22 protein-coding genes are annotated in these 25,337 nt (G+C 69.2%); 4 read left to right on the top strand and 18 right to left on the bottom strand.

Translation table 11 applies throughout. The features are described 5' to 3' along the window. The first annotated feature begins 68 nt into the window (after window positions 1–68). On the top strand, window positions 69–1,229 hold the full coding sequence (locus ACWDXS_RS09745; protein WP_378632789.1) for an NADH:flavin oxidoreductase: 1,161 nt from the start codon (window positions 69–71) through the stop codon (window positions 1,227–1,229). A gap of 13 nt (window positions 1,230–1,242) precedes the next feature. On the opposite strand, the gene ACWDXS_RS09740 is transcribed toward ACWDXS_RS09745, so the two are convergent. From ACWDXS_RS09740 to ACWDXS_RS09715, 6 genes are all read right to left on the bottom strand, one after another. After that, entirely contained in the window at window positions 1,243–1,578 is a 336-nt protein-coding gene (locus ACWDXS_RS09740; protein ID WP_378991303.1) for a hypothetical protein, read from the bottom strand. Between the two features lie 177 nt (window positions 1,579–1,755). After that, the gene (locus ACWDXS_RS09735; RefSeq protein WP_387447065.1) at window positions 1,756–3,495 is read right to left on the bottom strand and encodes an N-acyl-D-amino-acid deacylase family protein; all 1,740 of its coding nucleotides are present in this window, start codon (window positions 3,493–3,495) and stop codon (window positions 1,756–1,758) included. 13 nt (window positions 3,496–3,508) lie between these two features. Further along, window positions 3,509–5,161: a class I adenylate-forming enzyme family protein gene (locus ACWDXS_RS09730; protein ID WP_449964052.1), complete on the bottom strand. Its 1,653-nt coding sequence runs from the start codon at window positions 5,159–5,161 to the stop codon at window positions 3,509–3,511. A gap of 11 nt (window positions 5,162–5,172) precedes the next feature. Next, entirely contained in the window at window positions 5,173–6,216 is a 1,044-nt protein-coding gene (locus ACWDXS_RS09725) for an NAD(P)-dependent alcohol dehydrogenase (RefSeq protein ID WP_449964747.1), read from the bottom strand. A gap of 2 nt (window positions 6,217–6,218) precedes the next feature. Next, window positions 6,219–7,367, bottom strand: a complete 1,149-nt coding sequence (locus tag ACWDXS_RS09720; RefSeq protein ID WP_449964049.1) for a serine hydrolase domain-containing protein — start codon at window positions 7,365–7,367, stop codon at window positions 6,219–6,221. Then, a complete protein-coding gene (locus tag ACWDXS_RS09715; RefSeq protein ID WP_449964046.1) occupies window positions 7,364–8,737 on the bottom strand; it encodes a flavin-containing monooxygenase in 1,374 nt (457 codons plus the stop codon). Before ACWDXS_RS09715 ends, ACWDXS_RS09720 begins: the two co-directional genes overlap by 4 nt. A gap of 115 nt (window positions 8,738–8,852) precedes the next feature. On the opposite strand from ACWDXS_RS09715, the gene ACWDXS_RS09710 reads away from it, so the two are divergent. Further along, a complete protein-coding gene (locus ACWDXS_RS09710; RefSeq protein ID WP_378704287.1) occupies window positions 8,853–9,470 on the top strand; it encodes a TetR/AcrR family transcriptional regulator in 618 nt (205 codons plus the stop codon). A gap of 2 nt (window positions 9,471–9,472) precedes the next feature. Here ACWDXS_RS09710 and ACWDXS_RS09705 read toward each other — a convergent pair whose 3' ends face one another. Both ACWDXS_RS09705 and ACWDXS_RS09700 read right to left on the bottom strand, forming a co-directional pair. Further along, a complete protein-coding gene (locus ACWDXS_RS09705; protein WP_449964041.1) occupies window positions 9,473–12,070 on the bottom strand; it encodes a LuxR C-terminal-related transcriptional regulator in 2,598 nt (865 codons plus the stop codon). A 145-nt stretch (window positions 12,071–12,215) separates the two neighbouring features. Next, window positions 12,216–12,437, bottom strand: a complete 222-nt coding sequence (locus tag ACWDXS_RS09700; protein ID WP_378632772.1) for a hypothetical protein — start codon at window positions 12,435–12,437, stop codon at window positions 12,216–12,218. A 177-nt stretch (window positions 12,438–12,614) separates the two neighbouring features. Between ACWDXS_RS09700 and ACWDXS_RS09695 the strand changes: the two genes are divergently transcribed. Continuing rightward, entirely contained in the window at window positions 12,615–13,043 is a 429-nt protein-coding gene (locus tag ACWDXS_RS09695) for a hypothetical protein (protein ID WP_378632770.1), read from the top strand. A 55-nt stretch (window positions 13,044–13,098) separates the two neighbouring features. On the opposite strand, the gene ACWDXS_RS09690 is transcribed toward ACWDXS_RS09695, so the two are convergent. The 6 genes from ACWDXS_RS09690 to ACWDXS_RS09665 form a co-directional block, all read right to left on the bottom strand. After that, complete coding sequence (locus tag ACWDXS_RS09690; protein ID WP_378632767.1) at window positions 13,099–13,551, bottom strand: VOC family protein; 453 nt, start codon at window positions 13,549–13,551, stop codon at window positions 13,099–13,101. Window positions 13,552–13,629: 78 nt separating this feature from the next. Then, entirely contained in the window at window positions 13,630–13,962 is a 333-nt protein-coding gene (locus tag ACWDXS_RS09685) for a TfoX/Sxy family protein (RefSeq protein ID WP_378632765.1), read from the bottom strand. Window positions 13,963–13,997: 35 nt separating this feature from the next. After that, window positions 13,998–14,963, bottom strand: a complete 966-nt coding sequence (locus tag ACWDXS_RS09680) for an alpha/beta hydrolase (RefSeq protein ID WP_378632762.1) — start codon at window positions 14,961–14,963, stop codon at window positions 13,998–14,000. A gap of 56 nt (window positions 14,964–15,019) precedes the next feature. Further along, window positions 15,020–15,697 carry a DUF6875 domain-containing protein gene (locus ACWDXS_RS09675; RefSeq protein WP_449964034.1) on the bottom strand — a complete coding sequence of 226 codons (678 nt, stop codon included), beginning with the start codon at window positions 15,695–15,697 and terminating at the stop codon, window positions 15,020–15,022. Continuing rightward, window positions 15,694–19,998: an amino acid adenylation domain-containing protein gene (locus tag ACWDXS_RS09670; RefSeq protein ID WP_449964032.1), complete on the bottom strand. Its 4,305-nt coding sequence runs from the start codon at window positions 19,996–19,998 to the stop codon at window positions 15,694–15,696. The genes ACWDXS_RS09675 and ACWDXS_RS09670 overlap by 4 nt, the downstream gene beginning before the upstream one ends. Window positions 19,999–20,097: 99 nt before the next feature. After that, complete coding sequence (locus ACWDXS_RS09665; RefSeq protein ID WP_378991288.1) at window positions 20,098–21,042, bottom strand: Rossmann-fold NAD(P)-binding domain-containing protein; 945 nt, start codon at window positions 21,040–21,042, stop codon at window positions 20,098–20,100. A gap of 126 nt (window positions 21,043–21,168) precedes the next feature. Between ACWDXS_RS09665 and ACWDXS_RS09660 the strand changes: the two genes are divergently transcribed. Then, window positions 21,169–22,119: a GlxA family transcriptional regulator gene (locus ACWDXS_RS09660; protein ID WP_449964028.1), complete on the top strand. Its 951-nt coding sequence runs from the start codon at window positions 21,169–21,171 to the stop codon at window positions 22,117–22,119. Here the strand turns inward: ACWDXS_RS09660 and ACWDXS_RS09655 are convergent. From ACWDXS_RS09655 to nirD, 4 genes are all read right to left on the bottom strand, one after another. Then, entirely contained in the window at window positions 22,103–22,870 is a 768-nt protein-coding gene (locus ACWDXS_RS09655; RefSeq protein WP_449964025.1) for a hypothetical protein, read from the bottom strand. The genes ACWDXS_RS09660 and ACWDXS_RS09655 overlap by 17 nt on opposite strands. A gap of 77 nt (window positions 22,871–22,947) precedes the next feature. Further along, on the bottom strand, window positions 22,948–23,676 hold the full coding sequence (locus tag ACWDXS_RS09650) for a sirohydrochlorin chelatase (protein WP_449964022.1): 729 nt from the start codon (window positions 23,674–23,676) through the stop codon (window positions 22,948–22,950). After that, on the bottom strand, window positions 23,670–24,914 hold the full coding sequence (locus ACWDXS_RS09645; protein ID WP_378991282.1) for a uroporphyrinogen-III synthase: 1,245 nt from the start codon (window positions 24,912–24,914) through the stop codon (window positions 23,670–23,672). Before ACWDXS_RS09645 ends, ACWDXS_RS09650 begins: the two co-directional genes overlap by 7 nt. Next, entirely contained in the window at window positions 24,911–25,291 is a 381-nt protein-coding gene (gene nirD / locus ACWDXS_RS09640) for a nitrite reductase small subunit NirD (RefSeq protein WP_101466100.1), read from the bottom strand. The genes ACWDXS_RS09645 and nirD overlap by 4 nt, the downstream gene beginning before the upstream one ends. Window positions 25,292–25,337: the final 46 nt, after the last annotated feature.

The raw sequence follows: 25,337 nt of genomic DNA, 5'->3' as shown, positions 1-25,337 counted from the left end.
CCGTTTCGGCCCATTCAGCGGGAGATCCCCCATTGCCCGCAGGACTGTAACGTGTTTCACTTTTGCACATGAGCGATGTCCTCGCACCCGCCACTCTCGGTCCGCTCACCCTGCGTAACCGGGTGATCAAAGCCGCCACCTTCGAGGGGCGGACACCCGACGCACTCGTCACCGACGACCTGGTGGAGTTCCACCGGGAGGTCGCCGAAGGCGGGGTGGGGATGACGACGGTCGCCTACTGCGCGGTCGCGCCGGGCGGGCGAACCGACCGGCATCAGATCTGGATGCGCGACGAGGCCGTTCCCGGCCTGCGCAGGCTCACCGACGCGGTGCACGCCGAGGGCGCGGCGGTGAGCGCGCAACTGGGGCACGCTGGACCGGTCGCGAACGCCAAATCGAATCAGGCGCCCGCGCTGGCGCCGAGCCGGATGTTCAATCCGCTCGGGATGCGGTTCACGAAGGTGCCGGACGCGCTCGGGATCGCCGAGGTCGTCGCGGCGCACGCGCGGGCGGCGCGATTCGCGCGCGAGTCCGGGTTCGACGCCGTCGAGGTGCATCTCGGACACAACTATCTGGCGAGCTCGTTCCTGAGTCCGATGCTCAATCGGCGCAAGGACGATTACGGTGGGTCGCTGGTCAACCGGGCGCGGGTGGCCAGGGAACTGGTCAAGGCCGTGCGTGACGCCGTCGGCGACACGATGGCCGTGACGGCCAAGCTCACCATGGAAGACGGTGTGCGCGGCGGGTTCTCGATCGAGGAGTCGCTACAGGTGGCGACCTGGTTGCAGGACGACGGCGCGATCGACGCCCTCGAACTCACCGCGGGCAGCTCCCTGCTCAATCCGATGGCGATCTTCCGCGGTGACGCGCCGCGCAAGAACTTCGCGAAGACGCTGCCGGTGCCGACCCGGTGGGGATTCCAGCTCGTCGGCAAGGGCTTCCTGCGCGAATACCCGTATCGCCCGGCCTATCTCGCCGACAAGGCGCGCCGGTTCCGCGAGGAGCTGACGCTGCCGATCATCCTGCTCGGCGGCATCACCGACCGCCCGACCGCACAGCAGGCCATCGACGACGGTTTCGATTTCGTCGCCATGGGCCGCGCGCTCCTGCGCGAACCGGACCTGATCCGCCGCTGGCACACCGACGCGACGACCCGGTCCCTGTGCACGCACTGCAACGAATGCGTGCCGACCATCTACTCGCGCACGGAATGCGTGCTCCGCACCTAGCCCACGACGCGAGCTAGGCGAGGGCTTTGCGCACCGCGTCGAACCAGGCCTGGGTGTCGACGAGGCCCTTCTCGTTGTCCTTGCGGCCACCGACGAAGCCGAACAGGTCGGCGGCGTAGCGGCTCAGGACGGTGCTCTCGTTCTCTTCGAGTTCGGCGAGAACGTCGGCGTCGCCCAGCACATAGGCGACCACAGCCACCTGACCGGCGGGCCATTCGGCGCGGTGGTCGGCCCAGCCGTCGCCGCGCACCGCGCGTGCTTTGGCGAGCAGGTCCTCGCGGAGGGCGTCGCGGTCGGCGTCGGTGGGATGACGCGGTTTACCCCAGGCGATCCGTTTCGCGTCCGACATATCGAGTCCTCTCGCTGATGTGAGGTAGTCCAGCGGCGACGACCGGGTTCGGGTCGACCGCCGCCCGGTCATCAGGTGAGGGTCGCAGATCGGGGCTGGGTCGTCGCGCACCGGGTCAGGATGCGCGACGACCCAGCGGCGAGTACCCGGACGCGCGGCGAGCGCCGGGCGGCGGTCCTACTCCGCGCGCAGGAAGGCTCCCACTCGTTCGGTGCCGAGTACGGGATCCGCTTCGCCCTCGCCGAAGACGTAGCGGCCGTTGACGAAGACCGCGGTGACCGTGTCGTCGTTGCGGTTGACCATGCGCGACAGGTTGCCGAAGATCGCGAGGGGACTCTCCGCGTAGGCGTCCAGGGTTTCGTCGAGGTGGGCGGGGTCGATGACGACCGCGTCGGCGCGATCACCCACGCGCAGGTGGCCGGTGTCCAGGCCGTACCAGTCGGCCAGTTCGCCGGTGAGGCGGTGCACCGCGTGCTCGACCGTCATGAACGGCTTGCCGCTGGTCGCGGCGTCGTTGACGCGACGGAGCAGGCGCAGACCGAAGTTGTAGAAGGCCATATTGCGCAGGTGCGCGCCCGCGTCGGAGAAGCCGAGCTGGACCGACGGGTCGGCGGCCAGGACGTCGGCCACCTCGGGTCGGTGGTTGGAGATGGTGGTGCGCCAGCGCAGCTTGTCGCCGTGTTCGACGACGAGGTCGAGGAACGCGTCGACCGGATGCAGACCCCCACGGTCGACACCGACCTCACCGAAGGTCTTGCCGATGACGGTCTCGTCGGGGCATTCGACGATGTCGGCGTCGAAGAAGTCGCGGTGCCACGCGCGCGGGCCGTACTTGTTGTCGTAGTCCTTGCGGAAGGTGCGGCGGTACTCCTCGTCCTGCATGAGGTGACGCTGCTCGTCGATGTGGTCGGACAGGTGCAGAGCCGCCGCGCCGGAACCGAACTCCTCGAACACCGGCAGCGAGATGCCGTCGGAGTACACCTCGAACGGCACCGGCAGATGCTGCCAGCGGAAATTGCCGTCGAGCCCGTTGATGATCTTGCCGACGGCCGGGAACATCTTGGACGCGCCCGGCACCGCCTTCACATCGGCCGCCGACAGCAGGCTCACCTTGAGCGCGTTGCGCCACAGACCGATGCTCGACACCGCCATCGACACCAGGCTCTTGGGGTTGGTGATGTCGGGTCCGCCCTGCAACGCGCGACCGCGCTTGCGCAGGATCGTGTTGAGCCGGTGGCGTTCCTTGCTCTTGGCGTAGGTGGACGGCAACGTCCGCGAACGGCAGGTCTCGCCGTCGAGCTTGTCGAAAAGCAGCTGCTGCGAGGACATTCCGACGAAGCCGACGTCGAGCGCGTCGGTGAGCATGCGCTCGATCTCGGCCAGCTCCGCCTCGGACGGTTTCACGTCCTTGCGGGTGGAGCGGTCCAGCCCCATCACCGCGGCCCGGATATCGGAGTGGCCGATGAAGCCGGCCAGGTTGGGCCCGAGCGGCAACTGTTCGAGCGCGTCGACGTATTCGCCTGCGGTACTCCAGGTCTGGACGTCGTTCATCGCGCCGACCACGTACTGGCGCGGGATGGCCTCGACCCTGCCGAACAGGTCGCCCGCGGTCTCGCCGTCGACGTGCACGGTCGAGAGCGAACACGAACCGAGCAGCACGGTGGTGACGCCGTGCCGCACCGACTCCGACAGCGACGGGTCGAGCAGGACTTCGACGTCGTAGTGGGTGTGGATGTCGATGATGCCGGGGATCACCCATTTGCCGGTCGCGTCGACGACGCGGGAGCAGCCGGTCTCGTCGAGCGGGGTCTCCGAGATCTCGGCGATCTTGCCGTCGGTGATGCCGAGGTGACGAACCGCGGACGGGGCGCCGGTGCCGTCGAACCAACGGGCACCCTTGATGATGCTGTCGAACATGGTGTGACCCCTCTTAGATCGCGAGCTCGCGCCTGGTGACTTTACCGGTCGCGTTGCGCGGCAGCGCGTCCGAAGTGATCCGCCACCGGGCGGGCACCTTGAAATAGGCGAGGCGATCGGCGACGAAGGCGCTCAGTTCCGCCGGGTCCACCGCCCCGGGTTCGGCGACGACGATCGCCGCCACTTCCTGGCCGAGATCGGGGTGGGCGACGCCGAAGACCGCGCAGTCGCTGACGGCCGGATGTTCGACGAGCACGTTCTCGATCTCGGTGGGATACACGTTCTCGCCGCCGCGCAGGATCAGGTCGGTGCGCCTGCCCGACACGGTGAGTCTGCCGTTGTCCATCGTGCCGAAATCACCGGAGCGCAACCAGCGTTGGTCGTCGATCGAGGCCGCTGTCGCCGCGTCGTCGTTCCAGTAGCCGAGCATGACGTAGGGACTGCGGATGCAGATCTCGCCCTCCGCACCCTCGCCTAGCGCGTTGCCCTCGGCGTCGCGGATCTCCACTGCCACCCCGATGATCGGCCTGCCGACCGAGGCGTCGTCCGCGGCCAGGTCCAGCGGGGTGGCGACCGTCGCCGCGGTGCCGCTCTCGGTGAGGCCGTAGCTGGTGGTCAGCGAGAACTGCAGGGCCGGGATCTTCTCGCGCAGGCTGGCGAGCAGCGCGGGCGAGGACGGCGCGGAGTTCAGCGAGAGCGCGCTCAGCGAGGACAGATCGTGCTGGGCCACATCGTGTTCCAGCAGGCGCGACGCCATGGTCGGCACCGCGGCCCAGTTGGTGACCTTCTCGCGCTCGACCAGGCTCAGGACGCGGCCGACCTCGAACGCCCCGTGGGGGAACACCGCCGCCGCACCGGTCAGCAGGCGCGGGATGACGAGGTTGTGCAGGCTGGCGATGTGGAACAGCGGCGCGGTGACCAGGTAGCGGCGATCGCTGGGAGCATCCCCGGGCTCCTGACCCATGAACGCGGCCATCATGGCGTCGGTGAAACGGTGGTAGTCACTGATCGCCACCATGTTTCGCTGCGAATGGACAACACCCTTGGGCCTGCCGCTGGTCCCGCTGGTGTAGAGGATCACGGCCGGATCGTCTTCGTCGACCGGTGTGCTGGGGATCTCGCCGCCGCCGAACTCGGCGATCAGGGCGGGCAGATCCTCGTCCATGGTCAGGACGGGCAGGTCGGTGCCGGTCTCGGCCAGCAGCGCAGCCCTTTTCGCGTCGGCGATGACGACGGTCGGAGTGGTGTGGCCGAGCCCGTAGGCGATCTCCGGCGGCGCCCACCAGGCGTTGTAGCCGACCGGGATCGCGCCGAGACACTGCGCGGCCCAGAACGCGATCACCCAGTCCGGGCCGTTGGCGGCCAGGATGCCCACGCGATCGCCCTTGCCGACGCCGTACCTGGCGGCCAGGGCGGTGGCCAGCGCGCCCGCGGCCGCGGCGTGCTCGGTGAAGGAGATCCGGCGGTCCTCGGTGACGAGGTAGTCGCGCTCGCCCCACTTGCGCGAGTGCTCCAAGAGTTCGCGCAGGTTGGCACGGCGATGGGCGAGGACCGGAATCGGCACGCCGAGAACGGGTTCGACGGTCATCTCGAACGGCGCGCCCGGCGCGGTCAGGCCCGCAGCCACCTTGGCCACGAATTCCTGTGGGTCTACAGCGTTGGTCATGTTCTTCTCCATCAAGGAATGAGGACGGCGCGGCCGCGGATCGCGCCGGAGTCGAGTCGGTCGAAGGCGGTGCGGGCATCGGCCAGGTCGAACCGCTCGACCTGGGCGCGGAGCTTGCCCGCGGCGGCCAAGGCCACAGAATCTATGAGGTCGGACCTGGTGCCGCCGTAGGACTTTCGTACCGTGGCACCCCAGGGCAGACCGGGTCCGCCCGCCGGGCCCGAGTCGATGCCGGTGGCGCCGCCGCCGAGACCCACCAGCCGGACAGCACCGTTGGGGGCTACGGATTCGACGGCGACCTTGACGGTGGGGTCGGCGCCGACGAAGTCGAACACCGCCTCCGCACCGCGTCCGCCGGTGAGCTCCAAGATCGTGGCCGCGGTGTTCTCGTCGGCCTTGAGCACGATGTCGGCGCCGCATTCGGTGGCCAGGGCGAGCTTGTCGGCGTCCACGTCGACGGCGATCACGGTGGTTTCGGTGAGTGCCTTCAACAACTGCACCGCCACGTGACCCAGTCCACCGATCCCGATGGCGACCGCGGTGGCGCCGGGCCACAGCTGGTCCATGGCGCCGCGAATGGCGTGCATCGGCGTCAGGGCCGCGTCAGCGAGCGGCGCGGCGTGGGCGAAGTCGAGTTCGTCGGCGATCGGCACGAACGAGCGCACCGGGATGCGGACGTACTCGGCCATGCCACCGTCGGGGCCGAGGCCGGGGCACGGCGGCATCGCGGTGCGACCGGCAGCCAGGCAGACATTCTCGTTGCCGCGCAGGCACTCCCGGCATTCACCGCACGACCAGCACAGGTACACGATCCCGCGGTCGCCGACGCTACGACCTTCCACCGCCGAGCCGACGGCCTCGATCGTGCCCGCGATCTCGTGGCCCAACGTCAGGGGTTTCTCACTCATCGGGAACAGCAGGCTCAGCACGAACGAATCCGAGTGGCAGATCCCCGCCGCGCCGACCCGCAGCAGCAGATCGTCGGGGCCGAGTTCGGGTACGGGCACCGTCCGTAGTTCGAGAGTGCCCGGCGCCGTCAACTGCATCGCGCGCATGGTCATCGGGCGTCTCCTACCGCGTCGAACGTGGCCTTCAGATAACTGTCGCACCGATCGGAACCGATCAGTCCGGTCGCCATGCGATTCATGGTGTAGGCGAAGGTGATTCGGCGATCCAGGTCGTTGACGACCATCGAGCCGCCGTACCCGGCCCACCAGCAGACCCGCCCGTCGGGGATGTGCGGGAACGTCTCCGGTCGTGGCAGCCCGTAGCCGATGCCGAAACGCAGCGGAGCCAGCAGCGCCAGGTCGATGCCGTCGGCCTGCTCGCGGAAGATCAGCTCGATCGTCGCGGGCGAGAGGAACTGCCTGCCGCTCAGCTCGCCGCCGTTGGCGATCAGCGACTGGATGCGGGCCACCGAGCGCGCGTTGCCGTGCCCGTTGGTGCCGCCGATCTCGGCCTCTCGCCAGGCCGGCGTGGCGGTTTCGGAAACCTCGAGCCAGGGACTGGTGAGCGTCTTGATCAGGACACTGTCCTGATCGAGGATCGACAGGTCGAAGTCCGGCAGCTCCGGCGGGACCAGGGTGGCGATCCGGTCGGCGTGCTCGGGACCGGTGCCGATGTGGAAATCGGCGCCCAAGGGCCCGGCCAGCTCGTCGGCGAAGAACGTGCCCAGTGAACGACCGGTGATGCGGCGCACGAGTTCGCCGACGAGATGGCCGTAGTTGATGGCGTGATAGCCCGAGGCGGTGCCCGGCTCCCACCAGGGCGCCTGCGTCGCCAGCCGGGCGGCGGCGGCATCGGTGTCGTAGATGTCGGACAGTTCGATCGGCTTGTCCCAGCCCGAGACGCCGGAGGTGTGCGAGAGCAGGTGGCGAACTTCGATGTCGGCCTTGCCGTTCGCCGCGAATTCGGGCCAGTAGTGGGCCACCCGCTGGTCGACATCGAGTTCACCACGGTCGACCAGCAGCAGGGCACACAGCGCCGTCATCGTCTTGGTGACCGAGAAGACGTTCACCAGGGTGTCGGCCGCCCACGCGGTGGTCTGCTCCGGGTCGGCGTAGCCACCCCACAGGTCGAGCACCGGATCACCGTCGACGGTGACGCACAGGGCGGCGCCCAGTTCGGCGCCGGAGGCGAGGTGTTCGTCGAAGGCCGCACGCACACCGGCGAATTCGTCACGGCAGAAGCCCGAAGAAGTGCTCATCGCGCCACCTCGGCGCTCACCCGAGCGGGCACCGGCAACGTATTGCCCGCGGCGGCGGCACGTTTCGCGCCGCGCTCGAGCTCCTTGGTCATCGAGCGCACGTACGGCTCGAATTCGGTCTGGATGGTGTGGCGGGGCGAATCGTAATAGCGTCCGGTGCGTTTGGCCTCCTGCGCGCCGAGCACCTCGTCGATCTGCTCGCGCGGGGGAAGGTGATAGCGGCCGGTCAGGTAAGCCGCCACCAGCTTGCTCTGTTGCTCGGCGAAGTTCACCAGCGTCGGCATCGGCTGGGCCAGACCGAGATAGAACAGGTTGTCCACGCCGGGCTTCATCATCATCTGGTACAGCGGGAACCGATTGGCCGCATCGGGCACCAACTCGGCGTCGGCGAAGAACGGAAAACTGATGTGGTAGCCGGTGGCACACACGATCACGTCGGCCTGCTCGCTGGTGCCGTCGGCGAAATACACGGTGTCGCCGTCCAATCGGGTGATCGCGGGCTTGCACTCCACGTCACCGCAGCCGGCCCGGTGCAGGAATTCCTCACTCGCCGACGGATGCGCCTCGAACGGCTCGTGATCCGGCGTCGGCAGTCCATAGGTCGACATCTCGCCGCGGTTCTTGCGCACGAAGCGCTGTTTGAGTTTGAGCGCGATCCTGTCGGGAATCCACGCGGGCATCGACGCACGGTCGCCCACTTGCCCGTTGACGTACTTGGGCAGCACCCACACGCCGCGACGGGCGGAGACGAACAGCTTCGAGGCGATGAATCGCTGGGACAGTTCCGAGGCGATATCGAGCCCGGAGTTGCCCATGCCCACCACGACGATCCGCTTGCCGCGCATGTCGATCGGGTCGAACGGGTCGTTGTAGGCGTGGCTGTGCATGAGCACGCCGTCGAATTCGCCGGGGTAGTCCGGGAATCGGGGGTTCCAGTGGTGGCCGTTGCACACGATCAGCGCGTCGTAGATTTCGGTGTCGCCCGCCGCTGTCGTGACCCGCCACAGGCCCGCGTCGTCACGCTCGGCCGAGGTGACCAGGCTGTTGAACCGAATACTGTCGCGCAGGCCGAAGTGGTCGACGTAGTCCTTGAAGTACTGCAGCAGCTGCGAGTGATGCGGGAAGTGTGGCCAATCCGCCGGGGCCGGGAAGTCCTCGAACTGCAGGCGGTACTTCGAGGTATCGATGTGCAGGCTCTGATAGCACGCCGACATGCCGTTGGGATTCTTGAAGTACCAGTTGCCACCGACCTCGTCGGACGCCTCGTAGCAGTCGAACGGAATTCCTTTCTCGGCAAGCCGTTTGGCGGCGGTGATACCCGAAGGTCCGGCGCCGATGACGCAGACCTTGGGTAATTCGCGTGTATCCATGCACAACTCCTCCAGCGGCCTCGGTCATCGATGACCATGCCGTGACGTGGACCACAGGATAACGTCTCACTAGACATGATGTCCAGTGAATGGGCTGATCGTCTAAGATGACCTCATGACGACCGAACCCGCCCGCCGTGGCTCGCTCCGCGAGGAACAGAAGCGCCTGACGAAGGCCCGGATCGTCGAGACCGCACGCACCCTGTTCGAGACGCAGGGCTACTCCGATGTCCGCGTCGACGACATCGCCGCCGCCGTCGGCTGCAGCCGGGCGACCTTCTACCTGCACTTCACGAGCAAAGGCGAGGTGCTGCGCGCCATCGCCCAGGAAGGCACCCTCGCCAGCGTCCGGGATTTCTACGCCGACCTGGACCGAGTACTCACCATCGGCTCCCGAGAGTCGTTCGCGGACTGGATGACTCGCGCGATCGACTGGTTCTTCACTAACAAGGACATGCTCCCGGCCTGGGACGAAGCCACCGCGCTCGAACCGGAATTCCGCGCGGTGGCGCGCGAGGGCATCATGACCCTGGCCGACACCATGCCCGCCTATCTCGCCCGCTGGCCCGAGCACCGCCGCGACGAGGCCCGGCTGCGGATCGAACTGCTCGTCGCCCAGCTCGAGCGGTTCTTCACCCGCTGGGCGATGCAGGGCACCATCGACGTCTCGGCCACGCAGGCCGCGGCGGTGCTCACCGATGTCTGGTTTCCGGCCCTCCAGGCGCCGGACTGAGATCAGAGCAGGCCGAGCACGCGAGCCTGGGCGATCGCTTCGGCGCGCGCGTTCACCGCGAGCTTCTGGTAGATGCCGCGCAGGTGCGTTTTGACGGTGTTCACCGAGACGCCGAGGTCGGTGGCGATATTGCCCGCGGTCATGCCAGAGGGAAGTTGGCGCAGCACCACCAGTTCGGTGTCGGTGAGCTGCGGTGCGCCCGCGGTGGCGCCGCGGTGGGCACGGATCCGGTCCACGAGCGCCGCGTACTGGCCGAAGCGCGCGCCGATCCGGGCGAGCAGTTCGGCCGCCTCCGGCACGTCGAGGAACGGGCGCGTCAGTTGTTCGGCCGCCGCCTGCGCGAGAGCCTGTTCGCAGGCATCGTCGACCTTGCGGGGACGATCGAGGCGGTCGGCGGCGACCGCGACCAGCAGCCACGCCGCGACCAGCGAGCGCGAGGAACAGCGCGGGGTGGCGAGCAGGGGTTCCAGCACCGTCAGCACGACGGCCGGGCGATGGGCGTAGAGCGCCAGTCCCGCTTCGGCGACAGCCATCTCGGGAGTCCGGCCGAGCACGCGCGTTGCGTGGTCGACCAACTGCTGCGCGTCGGCCCTGGCCTGCACGCGCAGCAGCAGCCACAGCACGTCGGTGACCAGTTCACCGGTGCCGTACAGCGTCGGCGATTCGTCGAGCAGGCGGTGCAGTTGCTTGGCGAGTGCGACCCCGGCGGCCGACCGATCCGCGGCGTCGGCGAACATCAGCACCCCGGTCATGATCGCTACCTGACGCACCGGCGCGGGCACCACGGTCTCGTCGGCCGCGACCCAGGGCAGACCCGGCAGCGGCCGCTCGAAATCCGCGCCCTGCTGGTATGCGCCGTAGGCCGCGAGCACCCTGGCCGGAGCGGCATCGGCCGAGCCTGCCAGTTCGTAGCGTTCGGCGCAGTCGATCGCCTGGACCGCCAGCGCGCGTAATTCACCGAGCCGGCCCGCCATCCCGGCCGCCCCGGCCGTCGCGGTTCTGGCACGGACCGCGACGCGACCCAGTCCGGCCTGCTCGGAGTGCACGATCGCGTGGCGCACAGACGCCGCGCCGCTGTCGATCTCGCCCCCGTAGATCTCGGCGATGCCGCAGTGCAGCGCGGCATAGCAGTCGAGGTCGGGCTGACCGGTCACCGGCGGCAGCGGCCAGCGCATCGAGGACGAATCACCCACCAGGACAGCCACTCCCGCGCTCACAGCGCGGTCGAGAGCGGCCACCCACTCGGCGGGCACCACCGGCGCGGCCGATTCGGGGCCCACATGGGCGGCTTCGAGATAGACCTCCGCGGCGGCGATATCGCCCGACTCCACCGCGACGGCCGCGCGCAGCAGGCGAACGAAAGTGTCGTGTTCGGGGAGGTTTTCAAGGGCGGCGAGCAGGGCGTGACCCGTGCCGTCCAAGACCATGCGCAACCCCCAGTCGCGCAGGAAGGGCACCAGCCCGGGGGTGCCGGGCTCGGCCAGGACATGGCCGAGCGCGGGCCCCGGCATCGCGGCCGCGGTGAACCAAGCCGCCACCCGGCGATGACAGTCGGGCAGGCGCTCCGGCCTGGTGTACGCGGCCTCGGCGAGCAGGTAGGCGCGCAGGAGCGGATGGTAGGTGTGCCAGAGTTCGCCCGCGTGGGCGACGGTGTGCAGCGGGAAGTTCGCGCGCAGCAGTTCGTCGAGGATGCGGGCGGCGTCGTCACCGACCAGATCCTCGGCCATCGGCAGGCAGAATTGCTCGGGAACCGCGGTGGCGAGCAGGAATTCGAGCGTGGGCGCGGGCAGGGCGGCGAGCAGTTCGGCGACCAGGAAGTCGGCGACGGCGTGTGAGGGGCGGGCCAGCGCGGCGAGGGCGGTGTCGCGGTCGGTGCCGCCGGCCGACAGGCAGATCGCCGCGATGCGGACCAGCGCGGCCCAGCCACGGGTCAGGTTCTGGACCACGGCGAGTTCGGCGTCGTCGAGCCGGCACCCGTGCTGGGCGAGCAGTTGAGCGACCCGATCCGGGGACAACGCGAGTTCGGGCACTCCGATCCGGGTGAGCCTGCCCGCCAGGTCGAGGGCGTGCCACCGCAGCGGCGGGTCGAATCGGCTCGCGATCACCGCGGTGACCTGGCCGGGCAGGTGTGTGAGCAGGTATTCGAGGCCGGCGAGTTGCAGCGGGTCGGTGAGCAGGTGGGCGTTGTCGATCACCAGCACGGTCGGCTCGACGCCGGCCAGCGCGGCGACGAGGTCCACGGCGCGGTCCATCGGCGTGTGCAGCATCCCGGTCGGGACGAAATCCGCGATCGGCTCGAGTGTTCGGGCGATGTCGGCAAGCAGATCGGATCCGTGCTGTTCGGCGACGGTGGACCACGCGACGCGTGCCGAACACCGCCGGCGCACCCAGTCGACCAGCACGACGGTTTTCCCACTGCCCGCGGGCCCGCACAGCAGCACCGTCTGCCCGGCGGCGGCCTGCGCCCGATCCAGGCGCGCGAACGCCTCGTTGCATCGAACCGGGGCGAAGGACAGCTCGGGGAGACCGGCAGGCCGACCCGACACAGCTATCACCGAGCCGCCACCGTGAAAGTCCAGAGAACCCGACGACGAAGCCATCTTCACCCTCCTGAACACGCTGTTCACCGCGCGGCGGCCGACCTCCGCCGAGATCGACGGTAGGCGAATCAGCGGCTGCGCGGTTGCTGGCGAGGGGAAGTGAGGGCGCTCGTTATCAGATCGACGTCGACTCGTCGGCGGATGCTCAGTCGGGCAACTGGGACATACTCAGCAGCGTGAGGCCGAGGGTGTCGATGCGGGCCATCACGCCACGCATGGCCGTACTGTCGGCGACCAGACCGAAGAGGGTGGTGGTTCCGGTGGGCGAATGCGAGCTGGGGCGCAGCTCGGGGAAGGCCGCGAGGACACGCTCGGACAGCTCGCCCTCGATGACGAACTGATAGCGCAGCGGGCCCGACGTCGACATGGTTCCAGCGTCGCGGCCGGTCGCCGAGGGCGCCTCATCCGCTCCGGGTGAATTCGGTCGCCACCTGCGACGTCACCGGCCGAAACATTTTTAAACATGGTTATTTCAGTTTCTGGGACGCGGTGCCGCTCCGGTGGCTAATGTCGCGCTCAACATCAGCGCGAACAGGAGAACATCATGAAGATCTACCAGGCGCGGCGTGCCGGTTTCGGACTCACGGCATTCACCGCGGTGGCCGCGGCCGCCGTGCTGGCAGCACCCCAGGCATCCGCGCTCGTGCAGGGGATCGCGGTGAGCGGCAGCACGCACTACGTGGATACCGCCTACACCGTGACCGCCGATGTCACGGCCACCTCGTTCCTGTTCAAGGTGACCTTCACCGACAACGGCACCCAGATCGGCGAGCCGGTCTCGGTGGCCGACGGCAAGGCCACCATCACCTGGACGCCGAAGACCACCGGCGCGCACGAGATCAAGGCGGTGCAGGAGCTCATCAGCTCGAAGACCGTCACGATCACCGTCGCCCCGAAGCCGACCAACCCCGGCGGCGGCACGAGTACCGGGTCCGCTGATCTGGGTGGGCTGCTGTCGGGCTCGGCCGGCTAGCCCACCCGCGACGACGGCCGCCGCGAACCTCTCCCCGCGGCGGCCGTTCGCGCGTTCAGGCCTGGTCGTAGGCCTGTTGCAGAGCGGCGATGTCGAGCTTGGACATCGAGCGCAGCGCCGTGCCGACGGCGATGACGCGATCGGTCTCGCCACCCATCAACTTGGGCAGCACCGCCGGGACGACCTGCCAGGACACCCCGAAGCGGTCGGTGAGCCACCCGCACGGGCCGGGCGCGCCGCCGCCACTCGTCAACGCCTCCCAGAGCCGATCGATCTCGTCCTGGGTATCCACGATCACCTGCAGCGAGGCGGCATCACTGTGCGGGTGGCCCGGGCCGCCGTTCATCAGCGTGACGGCCTGGCCGTCGAGGTCAAGGGTCACGATGAAGGCCGAACCGTCGCCCTGGCGGGTGACCTCGACGACGCGCGAGTTCGGGACGGTCGCGGCATAGAGTTCGCCCGCCGCTTCGGCGTCGGCATCGAACCAGAGGAATGTGTTGACGGACATGATGTGCTCCTTGGGGTGAGTGGCTTGCTTCACCCACTGGTCGGAGCCGCACACCACCCTTCGACACATCCACCGAACTTATTTTCGCGGCAAGGTCTGCGCGAACCCCACTCCGCGTTCGACCCATTCCCGCAGTGCGGTGTCGTCGTCGACCGTCTCGGGGGCCACGCGCAGCCAGCCGTGCAGTTCGCGCCCGCCCATCACCATCGGCGTGATCGTCGATCCGTCGAGCAGGGCATCGCCTTCGGCCGGGGCGACCCGCACCAGCAGCCCGCCCTTGCCGCTGGCGGCCACGGCCATGTTGCCGCCGATCAGAAAGGCGAGACCGCCGAACATCTTCCGCTCGTCGAGATCGGGCCGTGGGTAGACGATCTCCCGGATCCGCTCGGCGAGCTCCTCGTCGTATGCCATCGACTCAGTGTGCGCCGAGCCACCGACAAGAAGGCTCAGATGCCGAGGGCGGCGGCGAACATCGGCCAGGAATCGTGAACGTCGTCCTGCCAGTACGGCCAGGCATGGGTGCCCCCGGCGCGGAAGCGGACGTCCGCAGGGATGCCGAGCTGGGCCAGGCGTCCCGCGAGTGGGCTCGAGCAGCTGCCGACCACGGCTTCCATGGTGCCGCCGACCAGCAGCCGGTCGAGCAGGACGCCGACGTTGCCCGCGATGCTCGGATCGTTGAACGCCTCGTGCGGGCCGGGGGCGCCGTTGCCCGAGGACAGGTAGATGGCGGTGCCGCGCAGGCGGTCGGCGTGCAGGGTCGGGTCGTTGGCCGCCCACGCCGGGTCGCCGGGGGCGCCCCACATGTTGGTCGCGTCGGCGCCGAACGTGGCCAGCTGGGACCGGACCAGCGTCTCGGCGAGCGGATTGCTGGTCTGCGTGCACCCGCTGAAGGCGCCGACCGCGCGATACAGGCCGGGCGCCGCGATCGCCAGGTTCAAGGCCGAGGTGGCCGACATCGACAGGCCCGCGACGCCGTTGGCGCCGGTCATGCCGAAGCGATCGTTGAGCAGCGGGGGAAGTTCGTCGGTCAGGAAGGTGGACCACTTGTTGCGACCCAGCGCACCGTCGTCGCGCTGCCAGTCGGTGTACATGCTGGCGCGGCCACCGATCGGGACGATCACGTTCACCGGCTTGTCGGCGAAGAAGTCGACCACATCGGTGCGCCGCATCCACGGCCCGCCGCCCTCGCCACCGTCGACCGCGTTCAGCAGATACAGCGCGGGCGCACCGGACCCGGGATGCGACATCCAGAGGGTGATCGGGCGGTTCATCGCCGCGGAGTACACGACCACCTCGAATTGCCGGCCGCCGAGCGGGCGAACATCGAGGATCCCCGATTCCGCCGACGCCGCGGGCGAGACGACGATTCCACAGCCGAGCAGGACGAGCAGACAGCACACAAGCCGACGCATGCGACGTAGTGTGCCGCATGACCCCGCTAATGTCCGGCATTGGGCGGTTCGTGTCCCTATTGTGCGTGTTCATCCGGAAAATGCGCCCGCAGCCCGGTGATCGAGGCGGGTCCCGCGTCGGGGACGTGCATCCGGTCCGCAATCGCGGCACGGAGCTTGCGCGGGAGTCCGGGCGCGTGCCGGGCGAGGTAGGCCGAGAGCCATTGCGGTTCGCCGACGAGGAACGGGAAATCGGTGTTCATCATCGGGCGGATCACCAGCATCGGCAGCGGGGCGTGCAGCGGGCGGTAGTCGCGATTCCACAGGCCCGCCACCGGGCAGCCGGGATAGAACTGGCCGAGCATGGCGCCCGCGCGCACGATGTCGCTCTTTCGCGTGGCGTGGGCGGCGTCGATGCGGGTGGTGTCGTCGAGGTCGGGGAAGACGGTCAGGACGGCTGGGGTGTGGTCGAGGGTGCGGTAGAGGTCGAAGGCGTCGTCGACGGCCTCGGCGATCGAGCCGGTGTCGGCCAGTTCGGCGATCCACAGGGTGTGTTGTGCGGCAGCGGGTTTGACGAACGGGCAGACGGGGCCCGGCCTGCCCTGCACGGGATCCGGTCGCATCAGGGTGTCGGCGAACCACTCCAGCAACGGCGCCGTTCGAGGATGTTCGGCGGACCAGCGGACGGGGTCGTCGTAAACGCACCACCAGGTGGCGGTGGTACGCCTGCCGGTCGTCGAGCGCAGGGTGGTCATGGTGTGGCCGTCGCGGTTTCGGCCGCACGCAGGTGGCGGTCGAGGATCGGGCCGATGTGGGCGACGACGTCGGCGTTGGTGAGCTGGGCGTGGGTGGTGTCGACCGGATGTTCGATGAGACGACCCGTGACGAAAGGACGCCACATCTGGGCGTCGAGGAAGGCGGTCATGCCCTGGGTGGCGCAGAAGTAGAGGAGGTCGCCGTCGAACCGGTCGGGGCGGTAGCCGTGTGAGAGACGAACACCGTCGGCGTAGGCCTCGTGCAGTCGGGTCAGCTGGGCAGCGGCGAGTCCGGACCCGAGAGATGCTCCGGCGGCGGCCAATTCGGCGGCGGCTTGCTCCGCCGAGAGGTCGGGAAGGGCGTCTGCGTCGTCGGGTTCGTCGCCGAGCAGGTGGGTGAGGAGGTCGCGCATGCGGGGGCGCGGGGGTGGGTCGGCGTGATCGGGGATGACGACACTGTCGAGCATGGCGAGGGTGGCCACGTCACGACCTCCGGCGCGCAGCCGGACGGCGGTGGCGTGGGCGAGTTGGCCGCCGAGGGACCAGCCGAGGAGGTGGAGGGGGCCGTCGGGTTGCAGGCGGGTGATCTCGGTGGCGTAGGTCCTCGCGAGGAAGTCGACGGTCAGGGCGTCGGGTCGCGCGGTCACGTGCGCACCTGACGCGGCCTGGCCCGACCGTGTTCCGGACAAGGTCGGTGCCTGCAATCCGTACACAGGACGGTCCGTGATGTGGCGTGCCAGGCCGGTGTAGCACCAGGCGAGCGGGACGGCGGAGTGGACACAGAACAGCGGTGGACGGGTTCCGCCGGTGCGCAAGGGCAGCACGGTGGCGAGGGCGTCGGCGCCCGGGTCGGCGTCGGCGCGGTAGGTCTCGATGCGGTGGGCCAGGGCGGCGACGGTCGGTGCGGTGTAGAGCCAGCGGACCGTGATCGGGGTGTCCGTCGACTGGGCCAGCTGCGCCGAAACACTCACGCCGGTCAGCGAATTGCCGCCGATCGCGAAGAAGTCGTCGTCGGCGCCGACCGTGTCGAGATGGCAGGCGGTGGCGAAAGTGGTGGCGATCAGGTGTTGGAGCGAGGTTTGTGGCGATCGGTAAGGAGTGGAGGACGGCGTGGGAAGTGCCGCGCGGTCGAGTTTGCCGTTGGCTGTCAGTGGGAGGCGGTCGAGGGTGACCAACGCGGCGGGGACCATGGCCGCGGGCAGGACCGTGCGTAAACGAGCGAGGGTTGCGGTGGCATCGAATGTGATACCCGAGGAGAACACATGTTCCGGCCCACGGCGGGCCAGGGCCGGGGCACTGTCGAAGGTGGCGTCCGGCGCCGACGGATCGGCCGAGCCCCAGACCGGGACCGAGGCACCGTCGGCTGCGGTGCCCGACGCGGAGAGATCGGCCGAGCCACGGACCGGGACGGAGGCACTGTCGGCCGCGGTGTTCGGCGCGAAGGGGTGCTGCGGACCGGCGCGGACGGACGCTCGGGTCGGGACGACGTAGCCGATGAGACGGGCGGCTGGGGTGCCCGCGTCGGCGATGTCGACTGCGGCGTGGGCGATGGCAGGGTCGGTGAGCAGGGCTGCTTCGACTTCGGCCGGTTCGATGCGGCGGCCGCGGACGGCCAGCTGGGAATCGATGCGGCCGAGGAACTCGTAGCCGCCGCCGGGGCGTGGTCCGACGAGATCGCCGGTGCGGTAGACACGTTCGCCGCTACCTCTGGGATCTGCCACGAAACGGGCCGCGGTGGTCGCGGGATCGCCGAGGTAGCCCTGCGCTACGCACGGTCCACCGAGGTACAGCTCGGCCCGCGCACCGGCGGGGACAGCTCGCAGGCGTGGATCCAGGAGCAGCGCGACCACTGTCGGTAGCGGTGCGCCGATCGTCACGGGCTCCCCCGCTACCAGGGGCGCCGATTGGGTGGCCATCACCGTGGCCTCGGTGGGGCCGTAGCCGTTGTGCAAGCGGACTCGGGATGCCCAGGTGGCGACCAGTTCCGGCGGGCAGGCCTCGCCGCCGACGACCACCACCGTCAGACTCGGCACATCGGCGGGGCGCAGTGTCGCCAGCACGGCGGGCGTGGTGAGCAGATGTGTGACGCGATGCTGGGCGATCAGCCCGGTCAGCTCCGCGCCCGCCACCACCGTGGGCGGTTCGATCACCAGACGCGCGCCCGCGGCGAACGCGGCGAGGAGTTCGAGCAGGTGCGCGTCGAAGGCGGGTGAATGCGCGTGCAGCACTACCGAATCCGGCGTGGTGCGGTAGCGGTCGAGCAGGTGGCCGGTCAAGGGAGCGAGGCCGCGATGCGTCACCGCGACGCCTTTGGGTGCCCCGGTTGTCCCCGAAGTATGGATCAGGTAGGCGAGGTGCGCGCAGGTCAGCCGGTCGCGACGATCCGCGTCGGTGACCGGGTCCGATCGCTGATCGGCCACGTGGGCCAGGGTTTCCGCGTCATCGAGCAGCAGCCAGGTGACCCCGGCGGAATCGCCGGATCGCCCGGGGCGAGCAGCCCGTGTCGTCAACCCCAGCACCGCACCGGATCCGGCGATGATCCGGGCGACCCGCTCACCCGGATCACCCACATCGATCGGTGTCAGGCAGGCACCGGCCGCCGCGATCGCGCGCACTGCCAGCACCGACTCGAGCGACCTCGGAATCGCGGTCAGTACCGGACTCCCCGGCGTGGCCCCGTACGCGATGAGTACCCTGGCCCAACGCGCCACCGACTCGCCGAGCTCCCGGTAGGTCATCGACCGGCCACCGTCCACCACCGCGACGGCGCCTGCCTCATCGAATCCGCCGAACAGTTCCGGCAACGTCGAAGTCGTTGCCGCGCAGACGACTCGGTGCGAGAGGGTCGGGACCGATTCCGCGACAGGCCGGAGCAGCGGTCGCTGCGCGAGGTCACCCACGTCCTCGCTGTCGCCTGGTTTCACGGCTGCGTCCTCGGCGGGGGATCGCGCAGGGCGCGGGGTGGTGAATTCAGTAGTCAGGTCGTGGATCTGCCGGGCGGGTTCGGCGGCCAGGAAGCTGGCGAACCAGTCGAGGAACAGGCGGTGGTACCAGGACAGGGTGGCGGCGTCGTAGCGGGCCGGGTTGGCTTGGAAGTCGATCGTCGCGGTGGTGTCGTCGGGACCGAGTTGATAGCCGTTGACGAGGAGGTCTTCGACGGGGCCGAGGCTCAGCAGGTGGGCCCGGCCGTCAGCCGCACCGAGGGTCAGCGGAGCGGTGAAACCGAGGAGATTGATCACGGGGCCGAATCCGCCTCGGGCCAAGTGGGTTTCGCCACGGTCGCGTTGAATGTCCTCATAGCGGTAGCACTGGTGACGCAGGGCCCCGATCACCCGCAGGCGCACCTGATCGATCAGTTCTTCGACTGTCGCCGTACCGAGGTCGCGCAGCCGCAAGGGCACGACATTGGAGACCGACCCGGCCGAGCGTCGCAGGGCAGCGGTGGGCCGAGCGGCCACGGGCAGTGAGAGGACGATCTGATCGGAGCCCGACATTCTGGCGAGGAACGCGGCGAAGGCAGCGGCGGTCAGCTCCGGAAAGCTGGCCGCGTAACGCCGGCGCGCGACGGCCAGCAGATTCGCGGTGCGCTCGTCGAGGCAGGCCGACACCCGGTGCGGACAGGCCGACGCGGGCGCGGCGACACCGGCCATCCCGATCGGATCCGGCAGCCCCGCAGTCTCTTTCGCCCAGAACGCCCGATCCGCCACCGCGCGAGAGGAATGCCGATAGACCCGGTCCGCCTCGACCAGGTCCTCGATCGACAACACCTCGGTCCGGTCGAGATCTCTTTCCCGCGAATAGTTTTCGGCAGCCAGCCGGAGCAGCGCCGCCGCACCGACACCATCGAGCACCAGATGATGACTGCGCAGGTAGAGAAAACACCGCTCGGGTCCCACCCGGTACAACGTCGCGACAGTGATCGCGTCCGTGCACAGATCCAGCCGAGCCCGCCGATCCGCCTCCATCCGCGACAGCGCTTCGACCACCGCCGCACCATGATCCACACCGCCACCCGGCGGCCCCTTCGCAGCAGCGGTGAGATCGACCTCGGCGAGTTCGCCGAAGACGGCCGGGTCGAGGAGTTGGTGCGGTGTGCCGTCGACGAGGCGTATGCGCACATGCGGTGACTCCAGCCGCACCGCCGCCGAGCGGATCGCGGTGCGCAGGCGCGCGATGTCCAGTGGCCCACGCAGATCCAGATACAGGGCGATCGTGGCGGGCACACCGGGTGCGAGCTGATGAGCTACCCACCAGCGTAATTGCCCGGGAGACAGGGGAATCGGCACAGCTTCTGCCGCCATCACGGCATCTACCGCGCCGATACCATCCTCGCCTTGCCGCACCGGGCCTCCCGGGATTCGGAGCAACCGTTGACTGGTTCCCCGGCAAACCTACGGCATCTACCCCGCGTCGGGCACGGATAGCCGTGCGGCCGCGTCGGCGGCGACCACCTCGGCGAGCACCTCGTCCAGCTTCGACGCGGTGGTGCCGAAGGTGGTCCGCAGCGCCGAATCGTCGACGACGAACTCGCGATGGGACATGTGTTTCGTCTCGAACAGTTCGGTCCAGAACGGGTCCTGCTGAGCGAATTCGGTGATCTCCGCGTCGGTGAGCACCGCGAGTTCGGGTGTCGCGACGCCGGCCAGCTCGGCGAGCCGGTTCGCGATCTCGCGCACGGTCGTGGTGATCACCGGGGCGTGCCAGGCCCTCCCCCACGATCGGTCGTCACGCGCGACCGCCACCAGCGCGGCCGCGGCATCACCGATCGCGGTGTAGGAGTGCGGGAGGTCGAGTTCCTGCGGGACCTTGGCCGGGGTTTTCGCCAGAACCGCGGCCTGGACGAACAGGGTGAAGACCGAGACAGCGGCCGCGCCGAGGAATTGGCCCGCGCGCACTTCGGTGACGCGCAGCCGGCCTGCCTCGTGCGCGGCGAGCGCATCGGCCCACATCCTGGCCCTGACCGCGCCCTTACTGCCGGTCGCGGCGAGCGGGGTGTGCTCGGACACCACACCGTCGACCGGACCGTAGCCGTACAGGTTCCCCAGCATGACCAGGTCGGCGCCGACGGTTTCGGTGGCCGACAGGATCGAGCCGAACAGGGGCGGAACCGTTTCCGGCCAGGTGTGATACGCGGGCATCGCCATGTTGAAGACGGTGCTCGCACCGGTCGCGATCTCGATCAGAGCGGTGGTATCGAGCGCGTCGAGGGCGATCAGTTCCACGTCGGGATGGGTGGGGCCGAGCCCGGTCCGGCTCACCATCCGTACGCGATCCCCGGCGTCGACCAGCGACAGCGCGGTGGCGGTGGCGGTGCCGCCATGGCCGATCACAACATGAGTGGACATGTGAATTCCCTTTCACAACAACATATTTCGATGCGAGCGACGTGGTCGCGCCCGCGCCTTCCACGATGCCGCTCGCGAGACGGCTAAACTAGTGGCCGCACTGCCAGCTATCCCAAGGATCAGGCCATGAAGACCATTGCCGTGGTTGCTGTCCCACCGGTGAAGTCCTTCGATCTGTCGATGCCGGAAACGCTGATGGGCTCGATCACGGTCGACGGCGAGCCCGGTTATCGCGTGGTGGTCTGCACCGCCGCGCCGGGGGCGCTGCCCTCGATGTCGCCCGGTGGGTTCGACGTCGTGATCCGGCACGGGCTCGAGGTACTCGACACCGCCGACGCGGTGATCGTGCCGAGCACCGGCAGTCGCGCCGACGCGGATCCGGTGACGCTGAAGGCGCTGCGCGCGGCCGTCGACCGCGGCATCCTGGTCACCTCGATCTGCAGCGGCGCGTTCGTGCTCGCCCAAGCCGGACTGCTCGACGGGCGCACCGCGACCACGCACTGGGCACTGGCCGAGGAACTGGCCCGCGACCATCCGCTCGTCCAGGTGCGCAGCGACGCACTGTTCATCGAGGACGGACCGGTGACCACCGCGGCAGGCGCGGCAGCCGGAATCGACCTGTGCCTGCACCTGATTCGCGCCGACTACGGCGCCACCGCGGCGAACGCCGCCGCGCGGGCCGCGGTGGTGACGCCCGTGCGGCCCGGCGGACAGGCCCAGTTCGTCGACACGCCACTACCCGCCGACGACGACCTGTCCCTCTCCGCTACCCGGACGTGGGCGCTACAACGCCTCGACACCCCTGTGTCCCTGCGCGAGCTGGCCGAACACGCGCGAATCAGCGTGCGCACCCTGAGCCGCCGATTCCACGAGGAGACCGGCCTCAGCCCGCAGAAATGGCTGCTGAGTCAGCGCATCCACCGCGCCAGGGAACTACTGGAATCGACTACCTTGCCGATCGAACAGGTCGCGCGGCACAGCGGCATCGGCTCGGCGGAGTCGTTGCGCCAGCACATGGTTCGCCAGGTCGGCGTCTCCCCCAGTACCTACCGCGCGAATTTCAGTACGGCGCGATAGGCGGATAGCCGGGGTAGGGCTGGTAGCCCTGCGGCGCCGGAGCCGCGAAGAAGGGCGAGGACGTCCGGTTCCACAGCAGGATCACCGCGGCGAGCCCGATCGCCAGGGTGACCGTGCTGAACACCAGCGCGATCCCCGCCGTCGAGGTGACGAACGCCGTCACCGTGCCTGCGGCATAGAGCAGCGCGTTGATCCCGAACAAGACCGTCCCCGTGATCCGGCCCCAGTTCTTTCCGGCCCGGCAGACGAACGCCATCCACACCCACAGCCCCACCGTCACCAGCGAGCTCAGGAGGGCCCCGCCGACGCTCGCGTACACCAGAAGATCGAGGTCGTCGCCCCGCAACACCCCACCCGAAGCGTCGAGCGCGGCACTGCGTGTCTCGTCGAGCATGGTGAGCGAGTAGGCCATGCCGAGCAGCGTGACCACCGCCCCCGCCAGCATCACGTAGAACGCGATCTGCACACTCTGCGGAACGACCCGAGGCCCGGCGTCCACCGGCGCACTACCCGGCCCGGGATACGGAGCACCCGGCCCATAGGGCGGCGGCGGCGCGTAGGGCGGTGGCGATCCCACCGCACCCGGCACCGGGCCGTGCGTCGGCGGGTGCGGAACGGCCGAGCTCGGCGGTGGCGGATAGGTGCCGGGAACCAGTGGATTCACGGGCCCACGTGCCGCCGACTCGTCCGGATACGCCGTCAGCCCGTCATCCTGCGATGAATAGCCCTGACCTGCGGACGAATCTGACATCGAGCGGTGCCCCCTTGTTGTGAAGTCGGCCCAACTCTAGTCGCAGCCGCCCGCACCGGCTGCCTGTGCGATCGGCGTCAGCGAACGCCGACCAGCTCCCTGGCCGCGCTCCGGTACCGATCGACGATCAACCGGACAACCCCCGGGTGCACACCGATCGGCTCGGCCACCCCATCGGCACCGGCCTCGTGCAACCGCTGATGAAACAGCCCGTGCGCCAGCAGATACGACGCGATGAACACCCGGTGCGCACCCGATTCGCGCAGCGCGGCAACGACTTCGGGCACACGCGGAGTCCCGGTCGCCACGTACGCGATCTTCACCGGCGCGTCCAGCTGCTCGGCCATCATGCCCGCAGCCCGCCGAACATCCTGGCGCGCACGCGAATCCGAAGAACCCGCGGCCGCGAACACCACCGCGTCACCGGGCTTCCACCCGGCCGCGCGCAACCGCACCGCCATGATCCGGGTCAGCGCCGGATCCGGTCCCATCGCCTCGGTCACGGCCACCGCGCAGTGCCCACTCTCGGCAACCTCACGCGGAACGTCCTGGTACACGTGATAGCCGGAAGCGAGGAACGCCGGAACAACGACAGCGGGCCCATCGAGATCCCGCAGCACCTCCGACGGCGACGGACCGAGCACGTCGACGAACGCTGTCCGCAGCGCGGTATTCGGCGCCGAGACGCCGAGTTCGGCGGCCACCGCGTCGGCCAGCGCCGCGATCATCTCCACCCCGCGCGCACTGCGAGTGCCGTGCGCGACCAGCACCAGAGCCGGATCACCCGGCTGCCCGGCGCTCACCACACTCCGATCGCTTGAGCCGGCCGGGGCGAGCGGGCGGGCGTTCCGATCCCCGCGGCGTGCGGTGCCTGAACAGCCGCGCGCACGGGCGGCGTATCGGAGCAGTCGGCCGCGTCCAGCGCCAGCCGGTACCCGCGCTTCACCACGGTCTGAATCGCCTTGGGAGTGCCCAAACCGGCCCGCAATCGCGCGATCGCGGTCTCCACCGCATGGGTGTCGTCACCGCCACCCGGCAACGCGGCCAGCAGGTCTTCGCGCGACACGACCCGACCGGGCTGACGAGCCAGCGATCGCATCAACGCCATCGGGGCGGGCGCCAGCTGGCGCACCTCACCGTCGACGACAACACATCCACCACGCACGCTGATCAGATGACCGGCCGCGTAGATGCGGCTGGCGCGACGCGGAAGTTCCTCTGCCACATGGCGAGCCAGCGCGCCCAGCCGGGCGCGACCGGGCATCGTCGTCGGCACGCCGAGTTCTTCCAGCGGGGCCGCGGTGATCGGCCCGACACAGGCGGCGAGCACCCGGCCGCGGAACGCGTGCAGCACCGACTCCAGGAGTCCGGTTTCCTTGGCGCGCATCAGCAGTGACGCCACGGCGGGCGCACTGGTGAAGGTGACGCAGTCCAGGCTGCCGGAGATGATCGATTCGATCATGTTGTCCATCGGCCCACGATCGGCCGGCGGCTCCCAGCGGTACACCGGGACCGGGACCACGTCGGCGCCCGCGCAGCGCAGCACCTCACAGAAGTCGGGAACCGGCTCCCATTCGGTGGTCGCGCCGTGCAGCTGCACCGCGATGCGGACGCCTTCGACGCCCTCGGCGAGCAGATGGTCGAGCACCTCGGCCGAGGACTCCGAGGCAGGCGACCATTCCTCACGCAGTTCGGCGGCGCGGATCGCGCCCTTGGCCTTGGGGCCGCGGGCCAGCATCCGGGTGGACGCGAGGGTGTCGCGCAGGACCTCGGCCAGGCCCCAGCCCTCCGCCGCTTCCATCCAGCCGCGGAAACCGATGCCGGTGGTGGCGACGGTGATCTGCGGGGGATCGGCGATCAGCAGTTCGGTGACCCGTTCGAGCTCGGTGTCATCGGCCAGCGGGATGATGCGAATGGCGGGGGCGGACACCACGCTCGCGCCCTTGCGGGTGAGCAGGGTGCTGAATTCCTCGGCGCGGCGGGCCGCGGTGACGCCGATGGTGAAGCCGGCAAGGCACGGGCCACTGTCGGTGGGAGAGGTCATGGGGTCTGCACCGGCTCGTTGGAGACCGCGACGACGCCGCCGTCGAGTTGGACGGCGTACACCGGCAGGGACTGGGACTCGTCGTCGAGACAACGGCCGTCGATCAGCGAGAAGGCCTGCTTGAGCAGCGGCGACGCGACGACAGGAACACCGCCGCGATCACCGATGATGCCGCGAGACATCACCGCGGCCCGGCCGAACGGATCGATGTTGCCGACGGCGGCGAGCGTGCCGTCGGTGAGTAGGAACAGAGCCGCCTGACGGCCGCCCTTCAACAGGACAGCCACGCCGCGCCCCGGGATCAGGAAATCGAGCCGGCAAGCCTGGGTCCAGGTCACGGTCTCAGTGGTGATGGTGGGTGTGTCGATAACGGTCATCGGTTCCTCCTCCGAACGCCTTACCTATTGGTACAGGCGCCCTGTT

This window comes from Nocardia sp. NPDC003183, assembly GCF_053590715.1.
This window is presented reverse-complemented; position numbering and strand designations above follow the sequence as displayed.